The organism is Caballeronia sp. LZ065 (genome assembly GCF_031450975.1).
Classification (GTDB): Bacteria; Pseudomonadota; Gammaproteobacteria; order Burkholderiales; family Burkholderiaceae; genus Caballeronia.
Genome location: NZ_JARUXV010000001.1, coordinates 2,754,256 through 2,779,002, shown reverse-complemented (window position 1 = coordinate 2,779,002; position 24,747 = coordinate 2,754,256). Strand labels below are relative to the sequence as shown.

Annotated in this window: 22 protein-coding genes and 2 pseudogenes; 18 read left to right on the top strand and 6 right to left on the bottom strand. The window is 65.6% G+C overall.

What is annotated here, in order from left to right; translation table 11 throughout:
• On the top strand, positions 1-1,582 hold a 1,582-nt coding region (locus QCE63_RS12835), incomplete at its 5' end, for a YadA-like family protein (protein ID WP_309833335.1).
• Between the two features lie 97 nt (positions 1,583-1,679).
• Positions 1,680-2,132: a hypothetical protein gene (locus tag QCE63_RS12830; protein ID WP_309833333.1), complete on the top strand. Its 453-nt coding sequence runs from the start codon at positions 1,680-1,682 to the stop codon at positions 2,130-2,132.
• A 156-nt stretch (positions 2,133-2,288) separates the two neighbouring features.
• On the opposite strand, the gene QCE63_RS12825 is transcribed toward QCE63_RS12830, so the two are convergent.
• Complete coding sequence (locus tag QCE63_RS12825; RefSeq protein WP_309833332.1) at positions 2,289-3,950, bottom strand: hypothetical protein; 1,662 nt, start codon at positions 3,948-3,950, stop codon at positions 2,289-2,291.
• Positions 3,951-4,519: 569 nt separating this feature from the next.
• On the opposite strand from QCE63_RS12825, the gene QCE63_RS12820 reads away from it, so the two are divergent.
• The 3 genes and pseudogenes from QCE63_RS12820 to QCE63_RS12815 form a co-directional block, all read left to right on the top strand.
• The gene (locus QCE63_RS12820) at positions 4,520-4,993 is read left to right on the top strand and encodes a ribonuclease (protein WP_309833331.1); all 474 of its coding nucleotides are present in this window, start codon (positions 4,520-4,522) and stop codon (positions 4,991-4,993) included.
• 15 nt (positions 4,994-5,008) lie between these two features.
• Positions 5,009-5,117 (top strand): annotated as a pseudogene (locus QCE63_RS36825) (barnase inhibitor); the annotation flags it as partial.
• 74 nt (positions 5,118-5,191) lie between these two features.
• Positions 5,192-5,584: pseudogene (locus tag QCE63_RS12815) on the top strand (barstar family protein); the annotation flags it as partial.
• A 352-nt stretch (positions 5,585-5,936) separates the two neighbouring features.
• Here QCE63_RS12815 and QCE63_RS12810 read toward each other — a convergent pair.
• Positions 5,937-6,674 carry a 16S rRNA (uracil(1498)-N(3))-methyltransferase gene (locus tag QCE63_RS12810; protein WP_309833328.1) on the bottom strand — a complete coding sequence of 246 codons (738 nt, stop codon included), beginning with the start codon at positions 6,672-6,674 and terminating at the stop codon, positions 5,937-5,939.
• A gap of 53 nt (positions 6,675-6,727) precedes the next feature.
• The gene (locus tag QCE63_RS12805) at positions 6,728-7,141 is read right to left on the bottom strand and encodes a VOC family protein (RefSeq protein WP_309833327.1); all 414 of its coding nucleotides are present in this window, start codon (positions 7,139-7,141) and stop codon (positions 6,728-6,730) included.
• 499 nt (positions 7,142-7,640) lie between these two features.
• Here QCE63_RS12805 and tkt point away from each other — a divergent pair, with 499 nt between their 5' ends.
• Positions 7,641-9,659: a transketolase gene (tkt, locus tag QCE63_RS12800; protein WP_404990106.1), complete on the top strand. Its 2,019-nt coding sequence runs from the start codon at positions 7,641-7,643 to the stop codon at positions 9,657-9,659.
• Between the two features lie 75 nt (positions 9,660-9,734).
• Positions 9,735-10,745 carry a type I glyceraldehyde-3-phosphate dehydrogenase gene (gap, locus tag QCE63_RS12795; RefSeq protein WP_309833325.1) on the top strand — a complete coding sequence of 337 codons (1,011 nt, stop codon included), beginning with the start codon at positions 9,735-9,737 and terminating at the stop codon, positions 10,743-10,745.
• A 78-nt stretch (positions 10,746-10,823) separates the two neighbouring features.
• On the opposite strand, the gene QCE63_RS12790 is transcribed toward gap, so the two are convergent.
• A complete protein-coding gene (locus QCE63_RS12790) occupies positions 10,824-11,213 on the bottom strand; it encodes a hypothetical protein (protein WP_309833324.1) in 390 nt (129 codons plus the stop codon).
• A 115-nt stretch (positions 11,214-11,328) separates the two neighbouring features.
• Positions 11,329-12,021, bottom strand: a complete 693-nt coding sequence (locus QCE63_RS12785) for an FCD domain-containing protein (RefSeq protein WP_309833323.1) — start codon at positions 12,019-12,021, stop codon at positions 11,329-11,331.
• 227 nt (positions 12,022-12,248) lie between these two features.
• Here QCE63_RS12785 and QCE63_RS12780 point away from each other — a divergent pair, with 227 nt between their 5' ends.
• The 3 genes from QCE63_RS12780 to QCE63_RS12770 are packed head-to-tail and all read left to right on the top strand — an operon-like array spanning position 12,249 to position 15,118.
• Positions 12,249-13,568: a C4-dicarboxylate transporter DctA gene (locus QCE63_RS12780; protein WP_309833322.1), complete on the top strand. Its 1,320-nt coding sequence runs from the start codon at positions 12,249-12,251 to the stop codon at positions 13,566-13,568.
• A gap of 33 nt (positions 13,569-13,601) precedes the next feature.
• Entirely contained in the window at positions 13,602-14,612 is a 1,011-nt protein-coding gene (gene alc, locus QCE63_RS12775; RefSeq protein WP_309833321.1) for an allantoicase, read from the top strand.
• Entirely contained in the window at positions 14,609-15,118 is a 510-nt protein-coding gene (locus QCE63_RS12770) for an ureidoglycolate lyase (RefSeq protein ID WP_309833320.1), read from the top strand. Before alc ends, QCE63_RS12770 begins: the two co-directional genes overlap by 4 nt.
• Positions 15,119-15,260: 142 nt before the next feature.
• Here the strand turns inward: QCE63_RS12770 and fur are convergent, their stop codons facing one another.
• Entirely contained in the window at positions 15,261-15,689 is a 429-nt protein-coding gene (gene fur, locus QCE63_RS12765) for a ferric iron uptake transcriptional regulator (protein WP_309833318.1), read from the bottom strand.
• Between the two features lie 189 nt (positions 15,690-15,878).
• On the opposite strand from fur, the gene QCE63_RS12760 reads away from it, so the two are divergent.
• The 8 genes from QCE63_RS12760 (at position 15,879) to QCE63_RS12725 (ending at position 24,732) form a co-directional block, all read left to right on the top strand.
• A complete protein-coding gene (locus tag QCE63_RS12760; RefSeq protein ID WP_309833316.1) occupies positions 15,879-16,685 on the top strand; it encodes an outer membrane protein assembly factor BamE in 807 nt (268 codons plus the stop codon).
• Positions 16,686-16,792: 107 nt separating this feature from the next.
• A complete protein-coding gene (dapB, locus tag QCE63_RS12755; RefSeq protein WP_309833314.1) occupies positions 16,793-17,590 on the top strand; it encodes a 4-hydroxy-tetrahydrodipicolinate reductase in 798 nt (265 codons plus the stop codon).
• Between the two features lie 15 nt (positions 17,591-17,605).
• Positions 17,606-18,298 (top strand): MotA/TolQ/ExbB proton channel family protein, encoded by a 693-nt coding sequence (locus QCE63_RS12750; protein WP_309833312.1) that lies wholly within the window; start codon positions 17,606-17,608, stop codon positions 18,296-18,298.
• Complete coding sequence (locus QCE63_RS12745) at positions 18,280-18,720, top strand: biopolymer transporter ExbD (protein WP_309833310.1); 441 nt, start codon at positions 18,280-18,282, stop codon at positions 18,718-18,720. Before QCE63_RS12750 ends, QCE63_RS12745 begins: the two co-directional genes overlap by 19 nt.
• A gap of 250 nt (positions 18,721-18,970) precedes the next feature.
• A complete protein-coding gene (leuS, locus tag QCE63_RS12740; RefSeq protein ID WP_309833309.1) occupies positions 18,971-21,565 on the top strand; it encodes a leucine--tRNA ligase in 2,595 nt (864 codons plus the stop codon).
• Between the two features lie 58 nt (positions 21,566-21,623).
• A complete protein-coding gene (gene lptE, locus QCE63_RS12735; RefSeq protein ID WP_309833807.1) occupies positions 21,624-22,175 on the top strand; it encodes an LPS assembly lipoprotein LptE in 552 nt (183 codons plus the stop codon).
• A gap of 31 nt (positions 22,176-22,206) precedes the next feature.
• Complete coding sequence (gene holA / locus QCE63_RS12730) at positions 22,207-23,307, top strand: DNA polymerase III subunit delta (RefSeq protein WP_309833308.1); 1,101 nt, start codon at positions 22,207-22,209, stop codon at positions 23,305-23,307.
• Between the two features lie 153 nt (positions 23,308-23,460).
• A complete protein-coding gene (locus QCE63_RS12725; protein ID WP_309833307.1) occupies positions 23,461-24,732 on the top strand; it encodes a glutamate-5-semialdehyde dehydrogenase in 1,272 nt (423 codons plus the stop codon).
• Positions 24,733-24,747: the final 15 nt, after the last annotated feature.

The window sequence follows — 24,747 nt, the reverse complement described above, 5'->3', positions numbered from 1 at the left end:
GTCGACCAATCCCGGCGATGTCGCCCTCGGCGCCGGTTCGACAACCGCGCCAGTCGTGAACACGCCGGGCGCGACGATCGGCGGCACCCCGTACACGTTCGCCGGCACGAATGCGACGAGCACGGTATCGGTGGGCGCGCCGGGCGCGGAACGCACGATCACCAACGTCGCGGCGGGGCGTCTCTCCGGCACCTCGACCGACGCAGTGAACGGCTCGCAACTCTTCGCTTCGAATCAGGCGATCGATCAGAACGCGACCGACATCAGCAACGCCCTCAACTCGATCAACAGCATCACGAGCACAGGCAGCCAGTACTTCCACACCAACAGCACCGGCGCGGCCCCGACGGCGACCGGTCTCGATTCGGTGGCGATCGGTTCGGGCGCGGTGTCGACCAATCCCGGCGATGTCGCCCTCGGCGCCGGTTCGACAACCGCAGCGGTCGTCAACACGCCGAACGCGACCATCGCCGGCAACCTGTACACGTTCGCCGGCACGAATGCGACGAGCACGGTATCGGTCGGCTCGCCGGGCGCCGAGCGCACGCTCACGAACGTGGCAGCGGGACGCATCTCCGCCACCTCCACCGACGCCGTGAACGGCTCACAGCTCAACGCGACGAACCAGGCCGTCGGCAGCCTGCAGACTCAGGTGACGACGATCTCGAACACCGCGAGCACGCTGGGCAACTCTGCCGTGAAGTACGACACCACCGCCAGCGGGTCGCCCGATTACAGCAGCGCCACGCTGAACGGCGTGACCTACAGTGCGGCCACGCACACGGGCGGCACGGTGCTCCACAACGTGGCGTACGGTCTGGCCGGGGGCGATGCCGTGAACGTCGATCAGTTGAACGAGGCCATCGGCAGCGTCGAGAACATGGCGCAGGCAGCCAGCAGTCCGCTCGTCGCCGCCAACGGCGATCGTACGACCGAGGCCGCCGTCGCCACCGGCGCTCATGCGGCCGCGCTTGGCGCCACTGCCAGCGCGACCGGGACGCAGGCGGCGGCGTTCGGCTACAACGCCAGCGCGACCGGCACGCAAGCGGCCGCAATCGGTTCAGGCGCCAAGGCAACGGGCGCCGATTCGACTGCGATCGGTACCGGTAGCCAGGCGAAGGGCGCGAACTCGGTGGCGCTCGGCTCGAACTCGGTGGCCGATCGCGACAACACCGTGTCGGTCGGCGCGCCTGGCAGCGAGCGGCAGATCGCGAACGTCGCGCCCGGGTCGCAAGGCACCGACGCGGTGAACGTGAATCAGCTGAACCAGAGCGTCGCGGAAGGCGTCAACCAGGCTAACGCCTACACGAACCAGCAGTTCAACGCGCTCGGCAATCAGGTCAATTCCGTGGCGCGCTACGCCTACTCGGGCGTCGCGGCCGCCACGGCGCTGACGATGATTCCGGACGTCGATCCGGGCAAGACGATCGCGGTCGGTGTCGGCACAGCCACCTACAAGGGCTATCAGGCAGCGGCCCTCGGTGCGTCGGCGCGGATCATGGAGAACGTCAAGGTGAAGATCGGGGCCGGTGTCAGCGCCGCGGGGACGGCATTCGGCGCAGGCGCGTCCTATCAGTGGTAACACGCTCCGGCTCCGGCCGGTTGCCAGGCGGACGGCGCGCGTCGTCCGCCTGGCGAAGGCGCCTGACGGAGATCCCCGATTTCCACGAACGCACGTCATGAACCTTCAACTTCTTCTGGTGGCGCTCGTGGCGGTCGTCGTGACGGGCTCCGCCACCTGGTCCTCCCCGATGTCCGCTGCCGGTCTCCTGACGCTCGGGTCGGGTGAACCAGCGTGGCAAGTGCAGTGCCACGGCTGGTTCGCAAGCGGCGAGACCTGCATGAAGCGCGCGAGATCGATCTGCGAACAAGAGTCGGTCACGGTGCGCGATCCCGTCGACACGATGCCGGGCGACGATACCGATGTCACCGATCCGCGCGAGCTGACTTTCGTCTGTGGCGACGTCGCGGCAGGGCCGCTGGTCGCCGCGAGGGCGTCGCGCGACGCAGCGGCGAACCCGCCCGGCTCGCCGGCGCGAACCGGACAGGCTGCGCTCGACTCGAGGAACGCCGGCCACGCAGGCTCGACGGTTTCATCGCGGCGAGCCGGGACGTCTGCGTCGAGCGGTTGAATCCGATGCTCCGCCGGCTCGGGCGGCCTCGATGGCGCCCGACGAATCCCCGTCCGCGAGGGGCCCGAGGTCATGCTGGCGCGCGGCCTGCGCGGTTTTGGATACGCGTTCAGCGCGACCGATGCAGGCCGCGCCCCGCCACACGTGGCGCAAGACTCAAGACGCCGCGGCCGTTCCAGCGTTTCCCGCGGCTTCAGCTGCGAGCTTGTCGAGGTCGTCCCGGAGCCGCTCGAACACCGCGTCCCACTCGGCGAACCTGCTTTGCCGATACAGCGTGGCGGTCGGATACCAGGGGCTGTCTTGCCGATCGAGCAGCCAGACCCAGTGCGGATTGACGTCGAGCAGCACCCACGTGCGTTGTCCCAGCGCGCCGCTCAGATGCGCCACCGACGTGCAAACCGAAATCACGAGATCGAGCGCGCCGATGAATGCCGCCGTGTCGTCGAAACGCTTGAACTCGCCCGTATGATCGGCGATGTCGAATCCCGCTGAGCGCGCGGCGGCAACGTCCGCGGCGGCATCGGGCTGCAATGAATAGAACGCGACGTTGTCCAGGTCGCGCAGATACGCTTCGTGTCGTTCCAGTCCCACGCGACGAAACGGATTGCGCTGGTGCGTGCGGCTGCCGGTCCAGGTCAGGCCGACCTTCAGACGCGTTTCCCCGGCGAGGCGGGCGCGCCAGCCATCGACGGCGGCCGGATCGGCCCGCAAATACGGCACATGCGATGGAATCGTGTCTTCGCGGGTATCGAAGACGAACGGGAGCGTCACCATCGACACTTCGTAGTCGAACAACGGCAACGACTCCAGCCCGCCGCCCAACGTGAATTCATCGACGAAGCGCGCCAGCGTGCGACTGATCAGCCCGCCCATCTGCGGAAACGAGTTCCAGACGAGACGGCCGCCCTCGCGATGCACGCGCTCGGCGAGCAGCGGGACGTAGCGGCAGAACTGAAGCAGGTCGCCCATCCCTTGCTCGCCCCAGAGCAGCAGCGTCTTGCCCGCGAGCGGCTGGCCCGTCCATGCGGGCCCGGGGAACACCGGCCGTTTGCCGGCCAGTTCCTTCGAGCCGTCCCACCGCGCCTCGTGTTCCGGCCATCCCGCGGCGTAGTGCCCGCGCAAGAGGTGCAGCATGCCCAGGTTCGAGCGATGCCCGGCGTACTCCGGCGCGAGTTGCAACGCCCGGGTGGCGCAATGCTCGGCGTCGTCCCAGCGCTGGGCTTCGCGCAGCTTCTGTCCGTGATTGCTGACGACGACCGGATCGTCCGGCGCAAGCCTGACAGCCTGTTCGCTCGCCGCGAGCGCGCCCGCGAGGTCGAAGCGCGCCAGACGCACCTTCGCGAGATTGACCCACAGGTTGGCATCGCGCGCATCGTGCGTGAGCGCGGCTTCGAGCAGCCGGGCCGCTTCGGACGACCCCGGATCCCGGTCGAGCCACGCGGCGGCGAGGTTGTTGCGCAGGCTGTACAGGTCGGGATCGATAGCCAGCGCGTCGAGATACGGCGCAATCGCTTCGTCGTGACGGTTCGCGAACTGCAGCGCCAGCCCCAGATTGAACTGCGCGAGCGCGCTGTGCGGCTCGAGTTGTGCGAGCGTGCGCGCGATGGCTTCGGCATCGACGAGCCGTTGCTCCGCGGCGAGCCGCTGGAGCATCGCGCCGACGGATGCGCCATCCAACGGAAACAGATATCGCGCGGCGTCGAGCCAGGTGTCGCGGACGATGGATTCGTTGCGCTGCTGCGCGCTCAGTGCGTTGCGCAGGAAAGCCTGGAAGATTTCAACCGTACTGGCTGGCGAATGGCGAGTCGGTGCATTCATTTGGCTATGCTGATCGGTTGCTGCGAAAAGTCTCACATTGTTCAGTGTAGAGCGGAGGCCGCGAGATGGGCGACGCCGTCTTCCTGATTCACGCGCGGCAGCGGAGACGAGAGAACGGAGAAATTATCCCGCACGCACCGCGCGTCATTGTCAAACAACGCAACAGCCGGCCGAATGAGTGCGGAAAGAGGGCATGGGCCGGAGGGTGACCAAAAAAAAGGCGTGCCGCAAAGGTTGCGCGGCACGCCCAGGCGAAACGCGAGGCTGTCTTTTCACCAAAAATGCAAGGCTGTCGGCGGAGCGCGTGCCGTGAGACTGGCGACAAGTGAGGCGGCTTGTCCAGAGGTCTCGAGTCCCACAGGCATTGATTATTATCTCGTTGAAGATAAATTTCACTCAGAATAGTTCGAAATTAGGGTCCTTCTCGAACCTTGTCGAAGCGCCCGATGACCGCTTCTTCGGGAAAAATTTCTGATTTCCCAGCGAACATTGATTCGCCCTGTTATTAGCGATACCCTTACACCTTTAATGGTCGCCAGATTTCGGTTCAACACGGGGACAATCGTTACGTGAGGCGCGTCTGGGCTCTTTCCTGCTTGCTCGGCTTGAGCATCGTTCTCGTCGGGTGCGGCAAGGACGAGCAGGGCAGCCATTCCCAAAAACCCGTCGCGTCCGCTATCCCGGCGCCGGTTCAGCCGGCGGAAGCGGTTCAGCGGGCACAGCCAGCCGCGCCGGCCGCGCCAGGCCAGGACGGCCTGGTCACCGTCCGGATCGAGCAGTTGCCGAAGCAGGCGGTCACGACGCTGCGGCTCATCGAGGCGGGCGGGCCGTTCCCTTTCGAGAAGGACGGCGTCGTGTTCGGCAATCGCGAGCGTTTGCTGCCTCGGCATCCGCGCGGCTACTATCACGAATACACGGTTCCCACCCCGCGCGCGAGGGACCGCGGCGCGCGCCGCATCGTATGTGGCGGGCCGCGCAGGCAGATCGGCGAGTGTTTCTACACGGACGATCACTACACCAGTTTCAAACGCATTACGGATTAACCAGGGATAAACGGCATGAGCGACAGCATCTACGCGCACGATCACAGCGTCGCGAGTGATCTTTTCGCCACCGGCGATGGCAACCTGTTCCAGCGAGTATTGCGGCTACGCATGACAGAACACGACAACAGACCCGGCGACGAGACCAGTCCCGACGAGTCCCATGCGCCTCACCTGCATGAAGAAGATGCGGAAGCCATGTTCGCCACGGTGCGGCCGAACATCGTCCAGTCGATCCGCGCGTTTCGCGTGCAGGATCTGGCCGACGAAGCCACGCGCCTCGGCCAGCATTTTCTGTATGCGTACCTCGGCCAGGCGCAGAGCAAGCAGGAAATACTGGAAACGATCGCCACGTCGTTCTTGTTTCCGAAGCACTTCGGCAAGAATTACGACGCACTCTATGATTCGCTGACCGAGCTCGTCCACAAAGCGGGTTCGCAGCCGGGCTTCGTGATCGTGCTGGAGCAGCTGCCCATCGCGCAGAAATTCGACAAGGAAGGGCGCGAGGTGCTGCTCGATGTCTTCCGCGACGCGGCCGAGTTCTGGGCCGAGCGCAAAGTGGCGTTCCGCGTCTTCTACTCGTTCGTGTAAGCCCGCCGCGGTCCCGATCCTCCGTCAGTCAATCAGCCCGATGAGCGCGCCGCGTTCCTCGGGCTGATCGACTTTTGGGGGCAGCCACTGCGCCCTCGCGCGTCACCAATCGCCCTGCGCTTTACCAGCCGCTCTCGCACTTCACCAGCCGCTCAGCGCGTCACCAACCGCTCTCGCGCTTCATCAGCCGCCCCAGCGCGTCACCAGCCGCTCTCGCGCTTCACCAGCCGCTCAGCGCGTCACCAACCGCTCTCGCGCTTCACCAGCCGCCCCAGCGCGTCACCAGCCGCTCAGCGCGTCACCAACCGCTCTCGCGCGTCAGCCCCAGCGCGTCACCAACCGCTCTCGCACTTCACCAGCCGCCCCAGCGCGCCGCCAGCGCCGCGAGCACCGCGATGCCGGCCGTCTCGGTGCGCAGCACGCGCGGGCCGAGCCCAAGCGTCACAAAGCCGGCATCGATACTCGCCTGCTCCTCCGCAGGCGAGAAGCCCGCTTCCGGGCCGATCAGCAACGTAACCGTTCCACGCGGCGCTTCGACGGGCAGCGCGGCGAAGCTCACGTCGGCGCGTGGAGACAGCAGCAGGCGCAGTTCACCCTCGGCGGCAGCGGGGAGATTGGCGAGCCAGGCGTCGAGATCGCGTGGCGGAGCGACTTCCGGCACGCGATTGCGGCCGCATTGCTCGCAGGCCGCGCGCGTCAGCGCCTGCCAGTGCGCCTGACGCCGCAGTGCCCGCTCGCCGGCCAGACGCACGACGCCGCGCTCGGCCGTGAGCGGCGCGATGCCCGCGACGCCCAGTTCCACGGCCTTCTCGATCAGCCAGTCCATCTTGTCGCCGCCCGCGATCCCTTGCGCAAGGATCACGCGATAGGGCGGTTCGGCTTCGCGGTCGCTGTGTTCGTCGATCCGCGCGAGCGCCGCGCGTTTGGCGATATCGACCAGTTCGGCCCGATACTCGCCGCCGGCGCCGTCGAACAGGGTGATGACGTCGCCCGTCTGGAGGCGCAACACGTGAACATGACGCACGACGGCGTCAGGAAGCGAGAAGGTTTGACCCGGCGAGAGCGGGCCGTCGACATGAAAACGTGGCATGGAGGGTCGATCGCGGACCGGTGCGCCCGCGGATAGTGGAAATGCCTGGAGGTTCAGGCCAGATGCCGAGCGATGGCCCAGCGGTATCCGTCCGGATCCTCGAATTGCGCGAAACGGTCGCCCCAGAACTGGTCCTGCGGCTCGATCAGCGGCTTCGCGCCAACGGCGAGCGCCAGCTGGAAGGTGGCATCGACGTCGTCCACATACAGATAGAACGACTGCGGCGCCATGTGTCCCGCGCTCTTCGGGGTGCGCGCCTGCGAACCGTACGCGCCCTCCGGCGCGAACATCACGATCAACTGCCCGCGATACATCATCTCCACATGGATGATCGTGCCGTCGTCGTTCACGCTGTCGCGCACGGCAAAGCCCAGCGCCTTTTCATAGAACGCGATGCTCACGCGCGCATCGCGCACCGTGAGATACGGAGTCAGCCAGGGCACGTCGGCCGGGCGAGGGTCGGTCATCGGGAACACTCCTTGAAGCCTTGCTGCTGCGGGTTGTAAGACATTCTGCCATGAAGCCGTACGATCAATCGGCCGCGGGAAACCGCGAAACGGTGACAAGCCATGCGTCGCGCCGGACGGATTTCGCCTGATGAACGTCCGTTGCGCGTGCGCCGAAGCGGGTAATGTCGCGGGGTCCTCACACGTGCGTGGTGACGACGACGCTCAGGAACGCACCGCGCCGACCGTGTTTTGCACGGAACATGCCCGCGGCCGCACAGCCGGATACACGCCGGTCCCCGGCCGCCCTTGGCCGCGTGGCGAACGGACCGGTCTGTTAGAATGACGGCCTCCCGATCCTCGTCGTTTCTCGTCGTTCCGGTCCTGAAAACGTTGTGTGCCGCGGGTCCGGCGCGTGTGAGACATCCAGCCAGAGAAGCACTGCGGATCTTTTCAGGACCTGCCCAGACTCGACATGACGACCCCGACTTCCAGCCAGACCGCCCCTGTGGCCAAAAACATGGCCAACGCAATCCGCGCGCTCGCCATGGACGCCGTTCAACAAGCCAATTCCGGCCACCCCGGCATGCCGATGGGCATGGCCGAAATCGGCGTCGCGCTGTGGTCGTGCCATCTGAAGCACAATCCGGTGAATCCGCACTGGTTCGACCGCGACCGTTTCGTGCTCTCGAACGGTCATGGTTCGATGCTGCTGTACTCGCTCCTGCACCTCACCGGCTACGACCTGCCGCTCGCCGAACTGAAGAACTTCCGCCAACTGCATTCGAAGACGCCGGGCCACCCCGAAGTGGGCATGACGCCGGGCGTCGAGACGACCACCGGCCCGCTCGGCCAGGGCGTCGGCAACGCGGTCGGCATGGCGCTGGCCGAAGCGCTGCTCGCCGCCGAGTTCAACAAGGCCGACGCGAAGATCGTCGATCACCACACGTACGTGTTCCTCGGCGACGGCTGCCTGATGGAAGGCATCTCGCACGAAGCCTGCTCGCTGGCAGGGACGCTCAAGCTGAACAAGCTGATCGCGCTGTACGACGACAACGGCATTTCCATCGACGGCCACGTCGAGCACTGGTTCCACGACGACACCCCGAAGCGCTTCGAGTCCTACGGCTGGAACGTGATTCGCGCGGTGGACGGCCACGACGTCAATGCCGTCGACGCAGCTATCGCGGCCGCGAAGAAGTCGGACAAGCCCACGCTGATCTGCTGCCGCACGGTGATCGGCAAGGGCGCGCCGACCAAGGCGGGCGGCCACGACGCGCACGGCGCGCCGCTCGGCGACAAGGAAATCGCGGCGACGCGCGCGGCGATCGGCTGGAACTATGGTCCGTTCGAGATCCCGCAGGACGTGTATGCCGCGTGGGACGCGAAGGAGCAGGGCAAGCACGCGGAAACCGAATGGAACAAGGCGTTCGACGCCTATCGTGCGAAGTACGCCGCCGAAGCCGCCGAGTTCACGCGCCGCATGAGTGGCGAACTGCCGGCGAACTGGGCCGAAGCCGCAGCGAAGATCATCGAGGACGCGAACCAGAAGGGCGAGACCATCGCGACGCGCAAGGCCTCGCAGAACACCATCGAAGGTCTCGCGGCCGCGCTGCCGGAACTGCTCGGCGGCTCCGCTGACCTGACCGGCTCGAACCTGACCAACTGGAAGGCGTCGAAGGCGGTCCGCGCGGCGGGCGATCAGGAGAACGCCAACCCGGATCACGCGGGCATCCAGTGGGGCAACCACATCAACTACGGCGTGCGCGAGTTCGGCATGAGCGCGGCCATCAACGGCATCGCGCTGCATGGCGGCTATCGTCCGTTCGGCGGCACTTTCCTGACGTTCTCGGATTACAGCCGCAACGCGCTGCGCGTCGCCTCGCTGATGAAGTCGCGTTCCATCTTCGTGTTCACGCATGATTCCATCGGCCTCGGCGAAGACGGCCCGACGCACCAGTCCGTCGAACACGTCTCCAGCCTGCGCCTGATCCCGAACCTGCAGACCTGGCGTCCGGCCGACACCGTCGAGACGGCGGTCGCGTGGACGCATGCCATCGCGCATCACGGTCCGTCGACGCTGATCTTCAGCCGCCAGAACCTGCAGTACTCGCCGCGCAACGACATCCAGATCGCGAACATCGCGAAGGGCGGCTACGTGCTGCGCGACTGGAACGACGACATCCCCGCGCGCAAGATCATCCTCATGGCCACCGGCTCGGAAGTGCAACTCGCCATGCAGGCGGTCGAGGCGCTGGCGAAGGAAGGCATCGGCGCGCGCGTCGTGTCGATGCCCTGCACGAACGTCTTCGACAAGCAGGACGCCGAGTATCGCGAACGCGTGTTGCCGAAGGGCGTGGCGCGCGTGGCGATCGAAGCGGGCGTAACGGATTTCTGGCGCAAGTATGTGGGCCTGGAAGGCGGCGTGGTCGGCATCGACACGTTCGGCGAGTCGGCGCCGGCCGGCGCGCTGTTCAAGCATTTCGGCTTCACGGTGGAGAACGTCGTCAAGACGGCGAAGGACGTGCTCGCCGCTTGAGTGCGATTGAAGGCGCTCGGGTGCGCGAGCGCCTCCACCAGCGGACAAGGTTTTTTTACCATCAGGAGATAGACCATGACGATTCGCGTTGCAATCAACGGCTACGGCCGCATCGGCCGCAACACGCTGCGCGCGTTCTACGAGAACGGCAAGAAGCATGACATCGAGATCGTCGCGATCAACGATCTGGGCGATGCGAAGACCAACGCCCACCTGACGCAATACGACACGGCGCACGGCAAGTTCCCGGGCGAAGTCTCGGTGGACGGCGACTACCTCGTCGTCAACGGCGACAAGATCCGCGTGCTGGCCAACCGCAACCCGGCCGAACTGCCGTGGGGCGAGCTGAAGGTCGACGTGGTGTTCGAGTGCACGGGCTTCTTCACGACGAAGGAAAAGGCCAGCGCGCACATCAAGGGCGGCGCGAAGAAGGTCATCATCTCGGCGCCGGGCGGCAAGGACGTCGACGCAACCATCGTGTACGGCGTCAACCACAACGTGCTGAAGGCCTCGGACACGGTCATCTCGAACGCATCGTGCACGACCAACTGCCTCGCGCCGCTCGTCAAGCCGCTGAACGACAAGATCGGCCTGGTGAACGGCCTGATGACGACGATCCACGCCTACACGAACGACCAGGTTCTGACGGACGTGTATCACGAAGACCTGCGCCGCGCGCGCTCAGCCACGCACAGCCAGATCCCGACGAAGACGGGCGCGGCTTCGGCGGTCGGCCTCGTGTTGCCGGAACTGAACGGCAAGCTGGACGGCTATGCCATCCGCGTCCCGACGATCAACGTCTCGGTGGTGGACCTGTCGTTCATCGCCGCGCGCGACACGACGGTGGAAGAAGTCAACAAGATCATGAAGGACGCGGCGGAAGGCGAGCTGAAGGGCATTCTCGGCTACAACGACGCACCGCTGGTCTCGATCGACTTCAACCACAACCCGGCTTCGTCGAGCTTCGATGCGACGCTCACGAAGGTGTCGGGCCGTCTCGTGAAGGTGTCGAGCTGGTACGACAACGAGTGGGGCTTCTCGAACCGCATGCTGGACACGGCCGTGGCGCTCGCCAACGCCAAGTAAGCTTCGCTGCGTTTCAATCTCGTGCATGCAAAAGCCGCTCCTCGGAGCGGCTTTTTTTCGACTGCGTGTTGCGTGGGCTCAGCCGAGCTTCTCGCGCAGGAACGAGATGACGTAGGGCGTAGCCGCTGCCGCGACCGTCGATGCCGTGCCCGGGTCCATGCCCATGCGCGCCGCGATCGATTCGGCAATGCGCCCCGTCAGCACGCCTTCACCGCCTTCCTCCATCGACTTGAAGAAGCCGTCGCCGCGCACCAGTCCCGACGCGAAGGCCGCGAAGAAGCTCTTGCCGGGATGATCGCCCAGCAAGCCTTCATGCTGTTCTTCCACGTGCGCATGGGCCGTTTCGGCCGCCGTCCCGAGTATCTGCTGGCTGTCTTCCGTGCTGATGCCCTGATCGGCGAGCGCTTGCGTAGCTTGTGCGCCGTGTTCCGAGGCGAGAAATTCTGAAGCGAGTTGTTGCATGTCCATCGACGCTGCTCCTGTTGGTATTCAGTCAATTGCAGGGCAGCGCAAGCGCATGGAAAACTTCGGCGCATGCGGCCCTTGCTGAGACCGCAGAGCGTCGGAGAAGTGCCGGAGCGAATCAGCGTTTCGGCACGGGAAAATGCACGCCCGCCCGCTGCGCCGCATTGACGATATGTCCTTCGATCGCCTCGCCGGCCGCTTCGCCGTCACGTGCCTTGAGCGCTTCGATGATCGCCGCGTGTTCGTGATAAGTCGACAGCACCAGTTCGCGCCGATAGAAGGGCAGGCGCTGGCTCTCCTTCATGATGTCGGCGCTGCCGCGCAGGATCGATTCGATGGCCGCGTTGCCCGCGAGACTCACGATGCGCATATGGAACGCGAAGTCCAGTTGCGCGGCTTCTTCCAGCGCGGCTTCCGTCAGCGCCCCATGCAGGGACGCGAGGTTGTCGTCGAGCCAGTCGACGTCCGCATCGCCGATGGAATGCGCCGCCAGCCGCGCAACGAAGCCTTCCAGCGCGAAACGCATCTGATACGTGTCAGGCAGCGACGCCTGGTCCGCGAAACGCCACGGATGCGTATTGCTTGCCTGCGCGCTGCTGACATACACCCCCTTGCCGGGCCGGATATGCAGCATGCCGAGCGCTTCGAGCGTGGAGAGCGCTTCACGCAGCGAGGCCCGGCTGATCGCCAGTTCTTCCGATAACTGCCGCTGTGCCGGCAGCAAGCTGCCCACCGGATACACGCTCGATTCGACGCGCTCGCGAATGGTCGCGATGGCCGCGTCAGTGACGGTGTGCGGAACGTTTTTCATGGGGAAAGGGTGCTTTGGCCGGTCTGACCGCCATTGTATGCGTGTCCCGTTAAGTCGTGTGAAGGTCCGTGGGGCGGCCAGTTCCGTGCCCGGCTTCCACAGGGTAAACCGTTATCAATGCTTCCTTGACGCCGCTATATCGGCTTTCTAATATTCCCCATCACAGCACTGGTCCGACCAGTCGGAACAGTTGCTCCGGAGGTGAGACATTACACGAGGAGACGGTCGTGTCGAGATTTCTGAATTCGCTGTTCGGCAGGGTAATGATCGCGCTGGTCATCGGTATCGTGGTCGGCGCGCTGTTTCCGCATTTCGGCCAGTCGCTGCGGCCGCTGGGTGACGGCTTCCTGAAGCTGATCAAGATGGTCATCGGACCGATCGTGTTCTGCGTCGTGGTGAGCGGCATGGCAAGCGCCGGCGATCTGAAGAAGGTCGGGCGCGTCGGACTGAAGGCAGTGGTCTACTTCGAGATCATGACCACGCTGGCGCTGGTGATCGGCGCGATTCTCGCGTGGGTTACGCGGCCGGGCGTCGGCATGAACATCGACCTGCATACGCTCGATGCCTCCGCGCTCTCCACCTACACCGAGCATGCCAAGAGTCTCAAGGACACGGCGGGCTTCCTGCTGAAGATCATTCCCGATACGGCCGTCGATGCCTTCGCAAAAGGCGACATCCTGCAAGTGCTGGTGTTCGCGGTCCTGTTCGGTTCGGCGCTTTCGATGCTTGGCAACAAGGCGCAGCGCGTGACGGTGTTCATCGACGAACTCTCGTCCGTGTTTTTCCGCATCATGGCGTTCATCATCAAGCTTGCGCCGCTCGGCGTGCTCGGCGCGATCGCGTTCACGACCGGCCAGTACGGCGTTGCCTCGCTCAAGCAACTGGGGCTGCTGGTGATGGTGTTCTATGCCAGCTGTTTCCTGTTCGTGTTCGTGGTGCTCGCGGTGGTGATGCGGCTCGCGGGCTTCTCCATCTTCAAGCTCGTGCGCTATCTGCGTGAGGAACTGTCGATCGTGCTCGGCACGGCGTCCTCGGATGCGGTGTTGCCGCAGATCATGCGCAAGCTCGAATGGATGGGCGTGAAGGATTCCACCGTCGGCCTGGTGATCCCGACCGGCTATTCGTTCAACCTCGACGGCTTCTCCATCTACCTGACGCTCGCAGTCATCTTCATCGCGCAGGCCACCAACACGCCGCTGTCGCTGCACGATCTGATCGTGGTCGTGCTGGTCTCGCTGGTGACCTCGAAGGGCGCGCACGGCATTCCGGGCTCGGCCATCGTGATTCTCGCGGCGACGCTCTCCGCCATTCCCGCGATTCCCGTGCTGGGTCTCGTGCTGATCCTGCCGGTGGACTGGTTCGTCGGCATCGCGCGGGCGGTGACGAATCTGATCGGCAACTGCGTCGCGACCGTGGTCGTCGCGGTGTGGGAGAACGACATCGACCGGGTGCGTGCAAAGCGCGTACTCGACCAGGACGCCGACTATCGCTTCGTGCCGGCCGCGCCGGACGCCGCGCACGGCAACGAACCCGCACACGCAGTCTGAACATTCACGCAAACGCAACCGAAGGAACCTGACATGGCCAATCCGCTTCTCCCCGCCGACGCTCCCGCATTCGCCCGCCGCTACATGAACCTGGCCGATCCGCGTCTGGGCGCGGAGGCGCTCTTCGCCAGCGATGAATTCTTCGCGCCGAAGTCGCGCATGCTGGAGCCGCAGCCCGCGGTGTTCATCCCCGGCAAGTACGACGAACACGGCAAGTGGATGGACGGCTGGGAGACGCGCCGCAAGCGCACGACGGGTTACGACTATTGCATCGTCAAGCTCGCGCGCGCGGGCGTGATTCACGGCATCGACATCGACACGAGTCACTTCACCGGCAACTTTCCGCCGGCGGCGTCCATCGACGCCTGCGTGAGCAACAGTCCCAATCCGCAGGAAGACGGCGACTGGCGCGAGATCGTGCCGTCCACGACGCTCAAGGGCGACCATCACCACTATCTCGACATCGCCGATACCCGCGCCTACACGCACTTGCGCGTGAACATCTATCCGGACGGCGGCATCGCGCGGCTGCGGGTGTACGGGCAGCCGAAGACGGATTTCTCGCGCGTCGAACGCGGCACGCTGCTTGATCTTGCGGCGCTCGAGAACGGCGCGTCGCTCGTCGCGGCGAACAACCAGCATTTCGGACCTGCGTCGCAGATGCTCATGCCCGGGCGCGGCGTCAACATGGGCGATGGCTGGGAAACGCGGCGCCGGCGCGAGCCCGGCAACGACTGGACGATCGTCGCCCTCGCGCATCCCGGCGTGATCCGCGCAATTGAAGTCGATACCGCGCACTTCAAGGGCAACTATCCGGACCGCTGTTCGCTGCAGGCGGCGCGCGTCGTGGGCGGCACCGACGAATCGCTCGTCACGCAGGCGATGTTCTGGCCGGTGTTGCTCGACGAGCAGAAACTCTCGATGGACAGCGTGCATCGCTTCGAGCACGAAGTCGCCGCGCTCGGCCCGGTGACGCACGTGCGTTTCAACATCTATCCGGACGGCGGCGTGTCGCGGTTGCGGATCTTTGGGGCAATCGAATGAAAACGCTGACGCTGGAACCGCTCACGCGCGAAGCTTTCGCACCGTTCGGCGATGTCATCGAGCTGGAAGGCGCGCGTCATTTTCCGATCAACGCCGGCACGACCGAACGCTTTCACGATCTGGCGCGGGTGGAGATCGGCTTCGAGAACGGCGGGCGTCCGCTCATCAATCTGTTTCGCGGGCAACCGCGTCCGCAACCGGTCGTCATCTCGATGATGGAGCGTCATCCGCTCGGCAGCCAGGCGTTTGTGCCGCTCGCCGACGTGCGCTATCTCGTGGTGGTGGCGCCAGAGGGCGCGTTTGACGTGAATGCGTTGCGCGCGTTCTACGCGCGTGGCTGGCAAGGCGTGAACTATGCGCGCGGCGTGTGGCATCACCCGTTGATCGTGCTGGACCGGGAAGGCGATTTCATCGTGGTGGATCGCGGCGGCGACCAGCCGAACTGCGACGAACTCGACTTGCCCGAGCGCTACACGCTGATCGAACCGGCCGCGCGCGCCGCATGATGCCTCTCGCGAAATGCAGTTGCGAATCGCTCGCATAAGCAGATCGCGAAACGTACAGGCGAAGTAAAACCGCCGTCCATCGACAAGATGGACGGCGGTTTTTTGCATCCGGCGCGCCGCTGGGAAGCGCGGCGCGCGACGCTCAATGCTTGCGGTGCGGGCAGTTTTCCTTCGTGCATGCGCCATACAGCGCGAGCGCATGCTCGTGGAGCTTGAAGCCGCGCTCCTTGGCGATCGATTGCTGACGGCGTTCGATCTCCGCGTCGAAGAACTCTTCGACGCGGCCGCAGTCGATGCAGACGAGGTGATCGTGGTGCGATCCTTCGTTCAGCTCGAACACGGCCTTGCCCGATTCGAAATTGCTTCGCGACAGCAGGCCGGCTTGCTCGAACTGCGTGAGCACGCGATACACCGTGGCGAGACCGATATCCAGCTCTTCGTGAAGCAGGTTTCGATACACGTCTTCAGCGGTCAGATGACGCACCGGGCTGTGCTGGAAAATCTCGAGAATCTTGAGGCGGGGCAGGGTCGCCTTGAGTCCGATATTTTTGAGATCGGCGGGATTGGTCATGGCTAGGCATCCCTAGAGTACAATTCAAGGTTCTCATAGTAATGCGTTTTTCCGATTCCCGACATCCTGCGTGCTTGCGTCGCTTATGCTTGCGGGCTGGTCGGACGAAGCGAGCGCGGAGTTGGAGCGCCTCGCGTAAAAGGTGAAATGTTTTTTCAATCTTTATCGAATAGCAGGGAGAGCCGTCGCATGCGGGGAACCGTGATCGCAGCAACCTTGGCCGCATTGCTCGCCGGCTGCTCGGCGTACGACAGCGTCACGCAGAGGATCGCGCAAAGCATCACACCGTATCGGATCACGGTCGTGCAAGGCAATTTCGTTTCGGCGGAAGCCGCCGCGCAGATGCAGGTCGGCATGTCGCGCGACCAGGTGAAGCAACTGCTGGGCACGCCGCTTCTCGTCGACATGTTCCATGCGGACCGCTGGGACTACGTCTTCTACTTCAAGCGCGGATCCACCGCCGTCGTGCAGCAGCGCGACTTTGTCGTCAACTTCGCGAGCGACCGCGTGGTGAGCTGGTCGGGCGGTGAAAACCTGCCGTCGAACCTCGAACTGCTCGCCGAAATCGACGGCGACAAGGGCGTCAAGGTCGCCAAGACGGGTGCTGCGGCAGCGCCGGCGTCGGGGGCTTCGGCGGCGTCGGGCGTGGCGGTCACGGCGCCGGCAGGCGAGCCGTCCACGCAGCCGAATGCGTCGAATGCCTTTGCCGGCGATGCGAACCAGCAGGCCGCGCAAGCCGCCAACCGCGCGACGGCGCAAGTGGAAATGCCCGCGGGCCGTCAACGTTCCTCGTCGTTCAGCAGCGCGCCGACGAGCGCGGGCGGTGCGCCGGGTGCGGGCGGCGCCTCGGGCAGCAACTCGCAGATCCAGCTTCAGCGCAAGCCGCAGCCGATCCAGATTCCCGACAGCAGCGCAGTCGGTCCGGCGAGCACGTCGCCGGCGCCGGCCGGCAGCGGCAGCGGCAGCGGCCAACAGCAATTCACGATGCCGCAGTAGAGTCGGTAAGCTCCGGTGTCACTGCACCGGGACGCTGTATGGAAACACCGCACTGAACCACCACGCCCCGGCCGCACACCGGGCGCGGTTCATCAAACGAGATTGCCATGAAGATCGCCATCGCCGGCGCATCGGGCCGCATGGGCCGGATGCTGATCGAAACCGTTCTCAACGATCCCGACGCCCAGCTCGTCGGCGCACTCGACCGGCCCGGTGTGCCGCAGCTCGGCCAGGACGCGGGCGCGTTCCTCGGCAAGACGACCGGCGTGCTGCTGACCGACGACATCGAGCGCGTGTTCGCCGACGCCGACACCCTGATCGACTTCACGCGCCCCGAAGGCACCCTCGTTCATCTGGAAGCGGCGCTGCGCCACAACGTCAAGCTGATCATCGGCACGACCGGCTTCTCGGACGAGCAGAAGACGCAGTTGAAGCAGGCCGGCGAGAAGATCGGCCTCGTGTTTGCGCCGAACATGAGCGTCGGCGTGAACGTGACGTTGAAGCTGCTCGAATTCGCCGCGAAGCATTTCGCGACCGGCTACGACATCGAGATCATTGAGGCGCACCATCGCCACAAGGTGGACGCGCCCTCGGGCACGGCGCTCGGCATGGGCGAAGTCATCGCGAAGGCGCTCGGCCGCGACCTGAAGGACTGCGCCGTGTATGCCCGCGAAGGCGTGACGGGCGAACGCGATCCGTCGACCATCGGCTTCTCCGCGATTCGCGGCGGCGATATCGTCGGCGATCACACCGTGCTGTTCGCGGGCATCGGCGAGCGCATCGAGATCACGCACAAGTCGGCCAGCCGGCTCTCCTACGCACAAGGCGCGCTGCGCGCCGCGCGTTTCCTGCAGAGCCGCGACAAGGGCTTCTTCGACATGCAGGACGTGCTCGGCCTGCGCTGATTCCGTCGCGCGACCATGGCTACCACGGGCGTCATCCACTATCTGCAATCCGGCGACGCCATTACGCACGCGGTGGCCGGTCTGCTGCTCGCGATGTCCCTCGCCAGCTGGTGCTTCCTGCTCATGAAGGCGTGGATCCTCGCGCGTGCCAAATGGCAGGGCCCGCGCGCGCTGCAACGCTTCTGGCAGTCGGCGACGCTCAAGGACGGCATCGGCGCGTTGCGGCGGGCCGATCGCGAACGCGTCTTCCTGCCGCTCGCCGAGGCCGCCTGGCACGCGTCCGAGGCGGACATGCCGGGCGCGCTGCTGTCGGGCGTCGAACGCAATGAACGCGTGCTGCGGGCGCTGCGCCAGGCGATGCTCAGCTCGCAGCGCCGCCTCGAATTCGGCCAGGTGCTGCTGGCGTCCGTGGGCAGCACGGCCCCGTTCGTCGGCCTGCTCGGTACCGTCTGGGGCATCTACCACGCGCTGTCCAGCATTGCATCGAGCGGGCAGGCGATGATCGAGAACGTCGCGGGCCCGGTCGGCGAGGCGCTCATCATGACGGCCTTCGGACTGGTCGTCGCGATTCCCGCCGTGCTCGCCTACAACGTGCTGGGCCGCTACGTGCGGCAGATTTCCGAGGAACTCGACGGCTTCGCCCACGACCTGCACGCGTTCGTGTGCGGCACGGCCGACACGGAGCGCACATGGCCTTCGGCGGACTAGACAAGCACGCGAACGGCCAGCCGATGGCCGAGATCAACATGACGCCGCTCATCGACGTCATGCTCGTGCTGCTCGTCATCTTCATCATCACGGCGCCGCTGTTCACGCACGCCATCCGCCTCGATCTGCCGAAGGTGTCGTCGCAGCCGGCGCGCGAGACGCCGCAGACCATCACGTTGTCCATCGACGACACCGGCAAGCTCTACTGGAACGACACGCTCATCGGCGTGGAGCAGATGCGTGCGCGCTTCGTCGAGGCGGGCCGCGCGGCGCAGAAGCCGGAACTGCATCTGCGGGCGTCGAGCGCGACGCGCTACGACGTCATCGCGCAGGTGATGGGCGCCGCGCAGCAGGCGGGGATCGAGCGGATCGGCTTCGTCACGCAGCCGGCGCAGCCGGAGGCGCCTTCGCCCGCGCGTTGAGTCCGCGCCGTGCGCGCATGCGTCTGAAGCCTGACGCGCCCGAGAAGCTTGACGCGCCTGACGCGCCGCATCGAACGGTATAATCGCGATTTGCCCGTTTTTGCGCGGATCGCCTCCGCCGGCGGGCCGACATTCGACGCCGCGCCGGTCCGGCACACGAGACCACACGGCGCCAGAATCAGTCGTTCTCCATCACGGGAACGGCGGGTTCCGGGGTCCGTTCCCAGCCTTAGCGTAAAGCCATCACACCATGCACGATAAATACGTACCCGCCGACGTCGAATCCGCCGCGCAGACCACCTGGCGCGCGAACGACGTCTACCGGACGACCGAGACGTCGGCCAAGCCCAAGTTCTATTGCGTCTCGATGCTGCCCTATCCGTCCGGAAAGCTGCACATGGGTCACGTGCGCAATTACACGATCAACGACGTGATGTACCGTTATCTGCGCATGAACGGTTACAACACGCTGATGCCGATGGGCTGGGACGCGTTCGGCATGCCCGCCGAGAACGCCGCGATGGCGAACAACGTGCCGCCGGCGAAGTGGACCTACGAAAACATCGCGTACATGAAGAAGCAGATGCAGTCGATGGGCCTCGCCATCGACTGGTCGCGCGAAGTCGCCACGTGCTCGCCCGAGTATTACAAGTGGAACCAGTGGCTGTTCCTCAAGATGCTGGACAAGGGCATCGCGTACAAGAAGACCGGTACCGTGAACTGGGACCCGGTCGACCAGACGGTGCTCGCCAACGAACAGGTTATCGACGGACGCGGCTGGCGTTCGGGCGCGCTGGTGGAAAAGCGCGAAATCCCGATGTACTACCTGCGCATCACCGATTACGCGGATCAACTGCTCGACGACCTCGAAGGCCTCGGCTGGCCCGAACGCGTCAAGGTCATGCAGCAGAACTGGATCGGCAAGAGCTTCGGCGTGAACTTCGGCTTTCCGTATGAGATCGATGGCGAAGCGAAGCTGCTGCGTGTCTTCACCACGCGCGCCGACACCATCATGGGCGTCACCTTCGCGGCGGTCGCGGCGGAGCATCCGCTCGCGACGCGTCTCGCGCGCGACAACGCGGAGCTGCAGGCGTTCATCGACGAATGCAAGCGCGGCGGCGTGGCGGAAGCCGACGTTGCGACCATGGAAAAGAAGGGCGTGCCCACGGGCTTCTTCGTCACGCATCCGCTGACGGGTGCGCAAGTCGAGGTGTGGATCGGCAACTACGTGCTGATGTCCTACGGCGAAGGCGCCGTGATGGGCGTGCCGTCGCACGACGAACGCGACTTCGCCTTCGCGAAGAAATACAGCCTGCCGATCAACCAGGTGATCGACATCGAAGGCAAGACCTATTCGACCGACGCCTGGGAAGAATGGTACGGCGACAAGACCGCGGGCAAGCTCATCAACAGCGGCAAGTACGACGGCCTCACCACGGCGGAGGCCATCGACGCGATCGCCGCCGACCTGAAGGCGAAGGACCTCGGCGACAAGCAGATCACCTGGCGCTTGCGCGACTGGGGCATCTCGCGTCAGCGCTACTGGGGCACGCCGATTCCGATCATCCATTGCCCCAAGTGCGGCGACGTGCCGGTGCCCGAGAAGGATCTGCCGGTCGTGCTGCCGGAAGACCTCGTGCCGGACGGCTCGGGCAATCCGCTGGCGAAGTCGGAAGCGTTCCTGAACTGCACCTGCCCGACCTGCGGCGCCGATGCGAAGCGCGAAACCGACACGATGGACACTTTCGTCGACTCGTCGTGGTACTTCTCGCGCTACGCGGCGCCGGACGCCACGACCATGGTCGACGAGCGCACCGATTACTGGATGCCGATGGACCAGTACATCGGCGGCATCGAACACGCGATCCTGCACCTGCTGTATTCGCGCTTCTGGGCCAAGGTGATGCGCGACATGGGGCTGGTGAAGTTCGGCGAGCCCGCGAAGAACCTGCTCACGCAGGGCATGGTGCTGAACGAGACGTTCTATCGCGAGGACGCGGCCGGCAAGAAGACCTGGTACAACCCGCTGGACGTCACGGTCGCGCACGACGACAAGGGCCGTCCCACCGGCGCGACGCTCAACGCCGACGGCCAGCCGGTCGTGCTGGGCGGCGTCGAGAAGATGTCGAAGTCGAAGAACAATGGCGTCGATCCGCAGACGCTGATCGACCGGTATGGCGCGGACACCGCCCGCCTGTTCGTGATGTTCGCGGCGCCGCCGGAGCAGTCGCTCGAATGGTCGGGCGCGGGCGTGGAAGGCGCGAGCCGCTTTCTGCGCCGCGTGTGGCACTTCGGGCACGACAACGCCGCCGCGCTGCGCCAGCACGGCAAGCTCGACGCGGCGAAGCTCGGCGACGCCGACCGCGCGTTGCGCCGCGAGATCTACACCGTGCTCAAGCAGGCCGATTTCGACTATGGCCGCCTGCAGTACAACACGGTCGTGTCCGCCGCGATGAAGATGCTCAACGCGCTCGAAGGCGCGAAGCAGGCGGGCGAGGGCGTGCTGAACGAAACCTTCGGCGTGCTGCTGCGCGTGCTGTATCCGGTGGTGCCGCACGCGACCTTCCAGTTGTGGTCGGAACTCGGTTACGCCGACACCTTCGGCCCGCTGCTCGACGCGCCCTGGCCGAAGGTCGATGAAGCCGCGCTCGAACAGTCGGAAATCGAACTCGTGCTGCAGATCAACGGCAAGGTGCGCGGCGCGCTGACCGTGGCGAAAGACGCGTCGCGCGAAGCCATTGAGCAGGCGGCGGTCGCGCATGACATGTTCGGGAAGTTCTCAGAAGGCCGCACGCCGAAGAAGGTGATCGTGGTGCCGGGGCGTCTCGTCAACGTCGTCGTGTAATGCGTCCGACGCGCAAAACCAAGGAGTCGATGTGACCGGTAAAGCCTTCGAAAAAGGCATCAGCAGGCGTTCGTTCGTCGCGCTTCTTGGCGGCGCGGCTGTGCTGTCCGCGTGCGGCTTCCAGCTGCGCGGACAGCAGGACTATGCGTTCAAGCGGCTCGCCATCAGCGGCGGACCGCCGCAGATGGTCGCGCGCCTCGAACGCATGATCCAGGGCGGCAGCGATACGGTGGTCGTCAAGGCGGTCGAGAAGCCGGACGCCACGCTGCGCCTCGCGGAAGGCCAGGGCATGCGCACGCTCAGCCTGAATGCGCAGGGCGTGGTGCAGGAATACGAGCTGGTCTACAACGTGAGTTACTCGCTGATCGGCGCGGACGGGACCTTGCTGATTCCGCCGAGCGTGATCGCGCTGAACCGTTCGATGACCTACAGCGACCAGTACACGCTCGCCAAGTCGCAGGAAGCGACCCTGCTCTACAACGACATGCGCAACGACGCCGTGGATCAACTGACACGCCGGCTCGCCACGGTGCGCTCGCTGCATCCGGCGCCAGGCGAGCAGACGCCGGGCGTCGCGCCGCGCGCGCCGCTGCCGGTGCCGCCGCTTTGATCACCGCGTTGAACGCCGGCGGCCCGCGCGCATGCAACTGAAGCTCGACGCGCTCGACGCGCATCTCGCGAAAGGCCTGAAGGGGCTGTACGTCGTCCATGGCGACGAGCATCTGCTCGCGCAGGAAGCGTGCGACCGCATCCGCGCCGCCGCGCGCGCGAACGGGTTCACTGACCGCTCGGTGTTCACGGTCGAGCGCGGTTTCGACTGGAGCGCGCTGCTCGGCGCTACCCAGTCGATGTCGCTGTTCGGCGACCGCCAGCTGATCGAACTGCGCATTCCCACGGGCAAGCCGGGCAAGGAAGGCGCGGAGTCGCTGAAGGCGCTCGCCGCCGCCGACAATCCCGACGTCGTCACGCTCGTCACGCTGCCGCGGCTCGACAGCGCGACGCAGAAATCGGCGTGGTTCAGCGCGCTGCTCGGCGCAGGCGTCACGTTGAAAATCGATGCGATCGAGCGCGCGCACTTGCCGATGTGGGTCGGCCAGCGGCTCGCGCAGCAGGGTCAGCGCGTTCCGCCCGGCGAAGACGGACGGCGCGCGCTGGCGTTCATCGCGGAACGGGTGGAAGGCAATCTGCTGGCCGCGCATCAGGAGATCCAGAAGCTCGGCCTGCTGTATCCGGAAGGCGTGCTCAGTTTCGAGCAGATTCACGATGCCGTGCTGAACGTCGCGCGCTACGACGTGTTCAAGCTCAATGAAGCGATGCTGACGGGCGACGTCGGCCGGCTCGCGCGCATGCTCGACGGCCTGAAGGGCGAAGGCGAAGCGGCGGTGCTCGTGCTGTGGGCGCTGGTCGAGGAAGTGCGCACGCTGTTGCGCATCAAGCGTGGCGTCGCCGCCGGCAAGCCGCTCGCCACGTTGATGCGCGAGAACCGCGTGTGGGGACCGCGCGAGCGGTTGATCCCGCCGGCGCTGGCGCGCGTGACGGACGAAGCGCTTGAAAAGGCGCTCTCGCTGGCGGCGCGGCTGGACCGTCAGGTGAAGGGCCTGTCCGGCGGAACGGGCAGGCGCGGCAGCGAGACGCCGCCCGATCCGTGGGCCGGCATGTTCGAACTCGCGATGGCCGTGGCGCACGGCGGCACGCCGGGGCGGGCGGCGGCGGCCTCGGCGGCGCCGCGACCGCGTCGATAGGTTGCGTCGATAGAGCGCGGCCGTCGCGGCCTGTTTCAGGCGGCGACCCGGCTTAAAATGAATTATTGCGGCGCCCGGCTCGCGGACGCCCGTCCGGCACCGGCAAGCGCGCAGACAACACTGCGGATCAGCGGCATCAGAAAGAGACTCACGATGAACATCGACCAGTACATGACCGACCTCGGCCGCCGCGCCCGCGCGGCGTCGCGCGCGATGGCGCGGGCCTCGACGGCGGCAAAGAACGCCGCGCTGCTCGCGGTGGCGGATGCCATCGCACGCGAGCGCGAGGCGCTCAAGCAAGCGAACGCACGCGACCTGGCACGCGCGCGCGAAAAAGGCCACGACGCCGCATTCATCGACCGGCTGACACTGTCCGACAAGGCCCTCGACACGATGATCGAAGGGCTGCGCCAGGTGGCCGCGCTGGCCGATCCGATCGGCGAGATCAGCGGCCTCAAGTTCCGTCCGAGCGGCATCCAGGTCGGACAGATGCGTGTGCCGCTCGGCGTGATCGGCATCATCTACGAATCGCGCCCGAACGTGACCATCGACGCCGCCGCGCTCTGCCTCAAGTCCGGCAACGCGACCATCCTGCGCGGCGGTTCCGAGGCGCTCGAATGCAATACGGCGCTCGCAAAACTGATCGGCGTCGGGCTGGAAACGGCGGGCCTGCCGCAGGACGCGGTGCAAGTGGTGGAGACAGCGGATCGCGCGGCGGTCGGCAAGCTGATCACGATGACCGAATTCGTCGACGTGATCGTGCCGCGCGGCGGCAAGAGCCTGATCGCGCGGCTGATGGAAGAAGCGCGCGTGCCGATGATCAAGCATCTCGACGGCATCTGCCACGTCTACGTGGACGACCGCGCGGATCTGGCGAAGGCCGCCGCCGTCTGCGACAACGCGAAGACGCATCGCTACGGCACCTGCAACACGATGGAAACGCTGCTGGTCGCGCGCGGCATCGCGCATGAAGCGCTGCCGCTGCTCGCGCGCGCGTATCAGGCGAAGGAAGTCGAGTTGCGCGTGGATGCGGCCGCGCGCGCGGTGCTGGAGGCGGCGCAGATCGGCGGGCTCGTCGACGCGACCGAAGCCGACTGGAGCACCGAATATCTCGCGCCGGTGCTGGCGGTGAAGATCGTCGAAGGGCTGGACGAGGCCATCGACCATATCAATACCTACGGCTCGCATCACACCGACGCCATCCTCACCGAAGACCACGACCGCGCCATGCGTTTCCTGCGCGAAGTGGATTCGGCGAGCGTGATGGTCAACGCTTCGACGCGTTTCGCCGACGGTTTCGAATTCGGGCTGGGCGCGGAGATCGGCATCTCTAACGACAAGCTGCACGCACGCGGCCCAGTGGGTCTGGACGGCCTGACATCGTTGAAATACGTCGTGCTGGGGCGCGGCGAAGTGCGTCAATAACCTCGCGAAAACCCA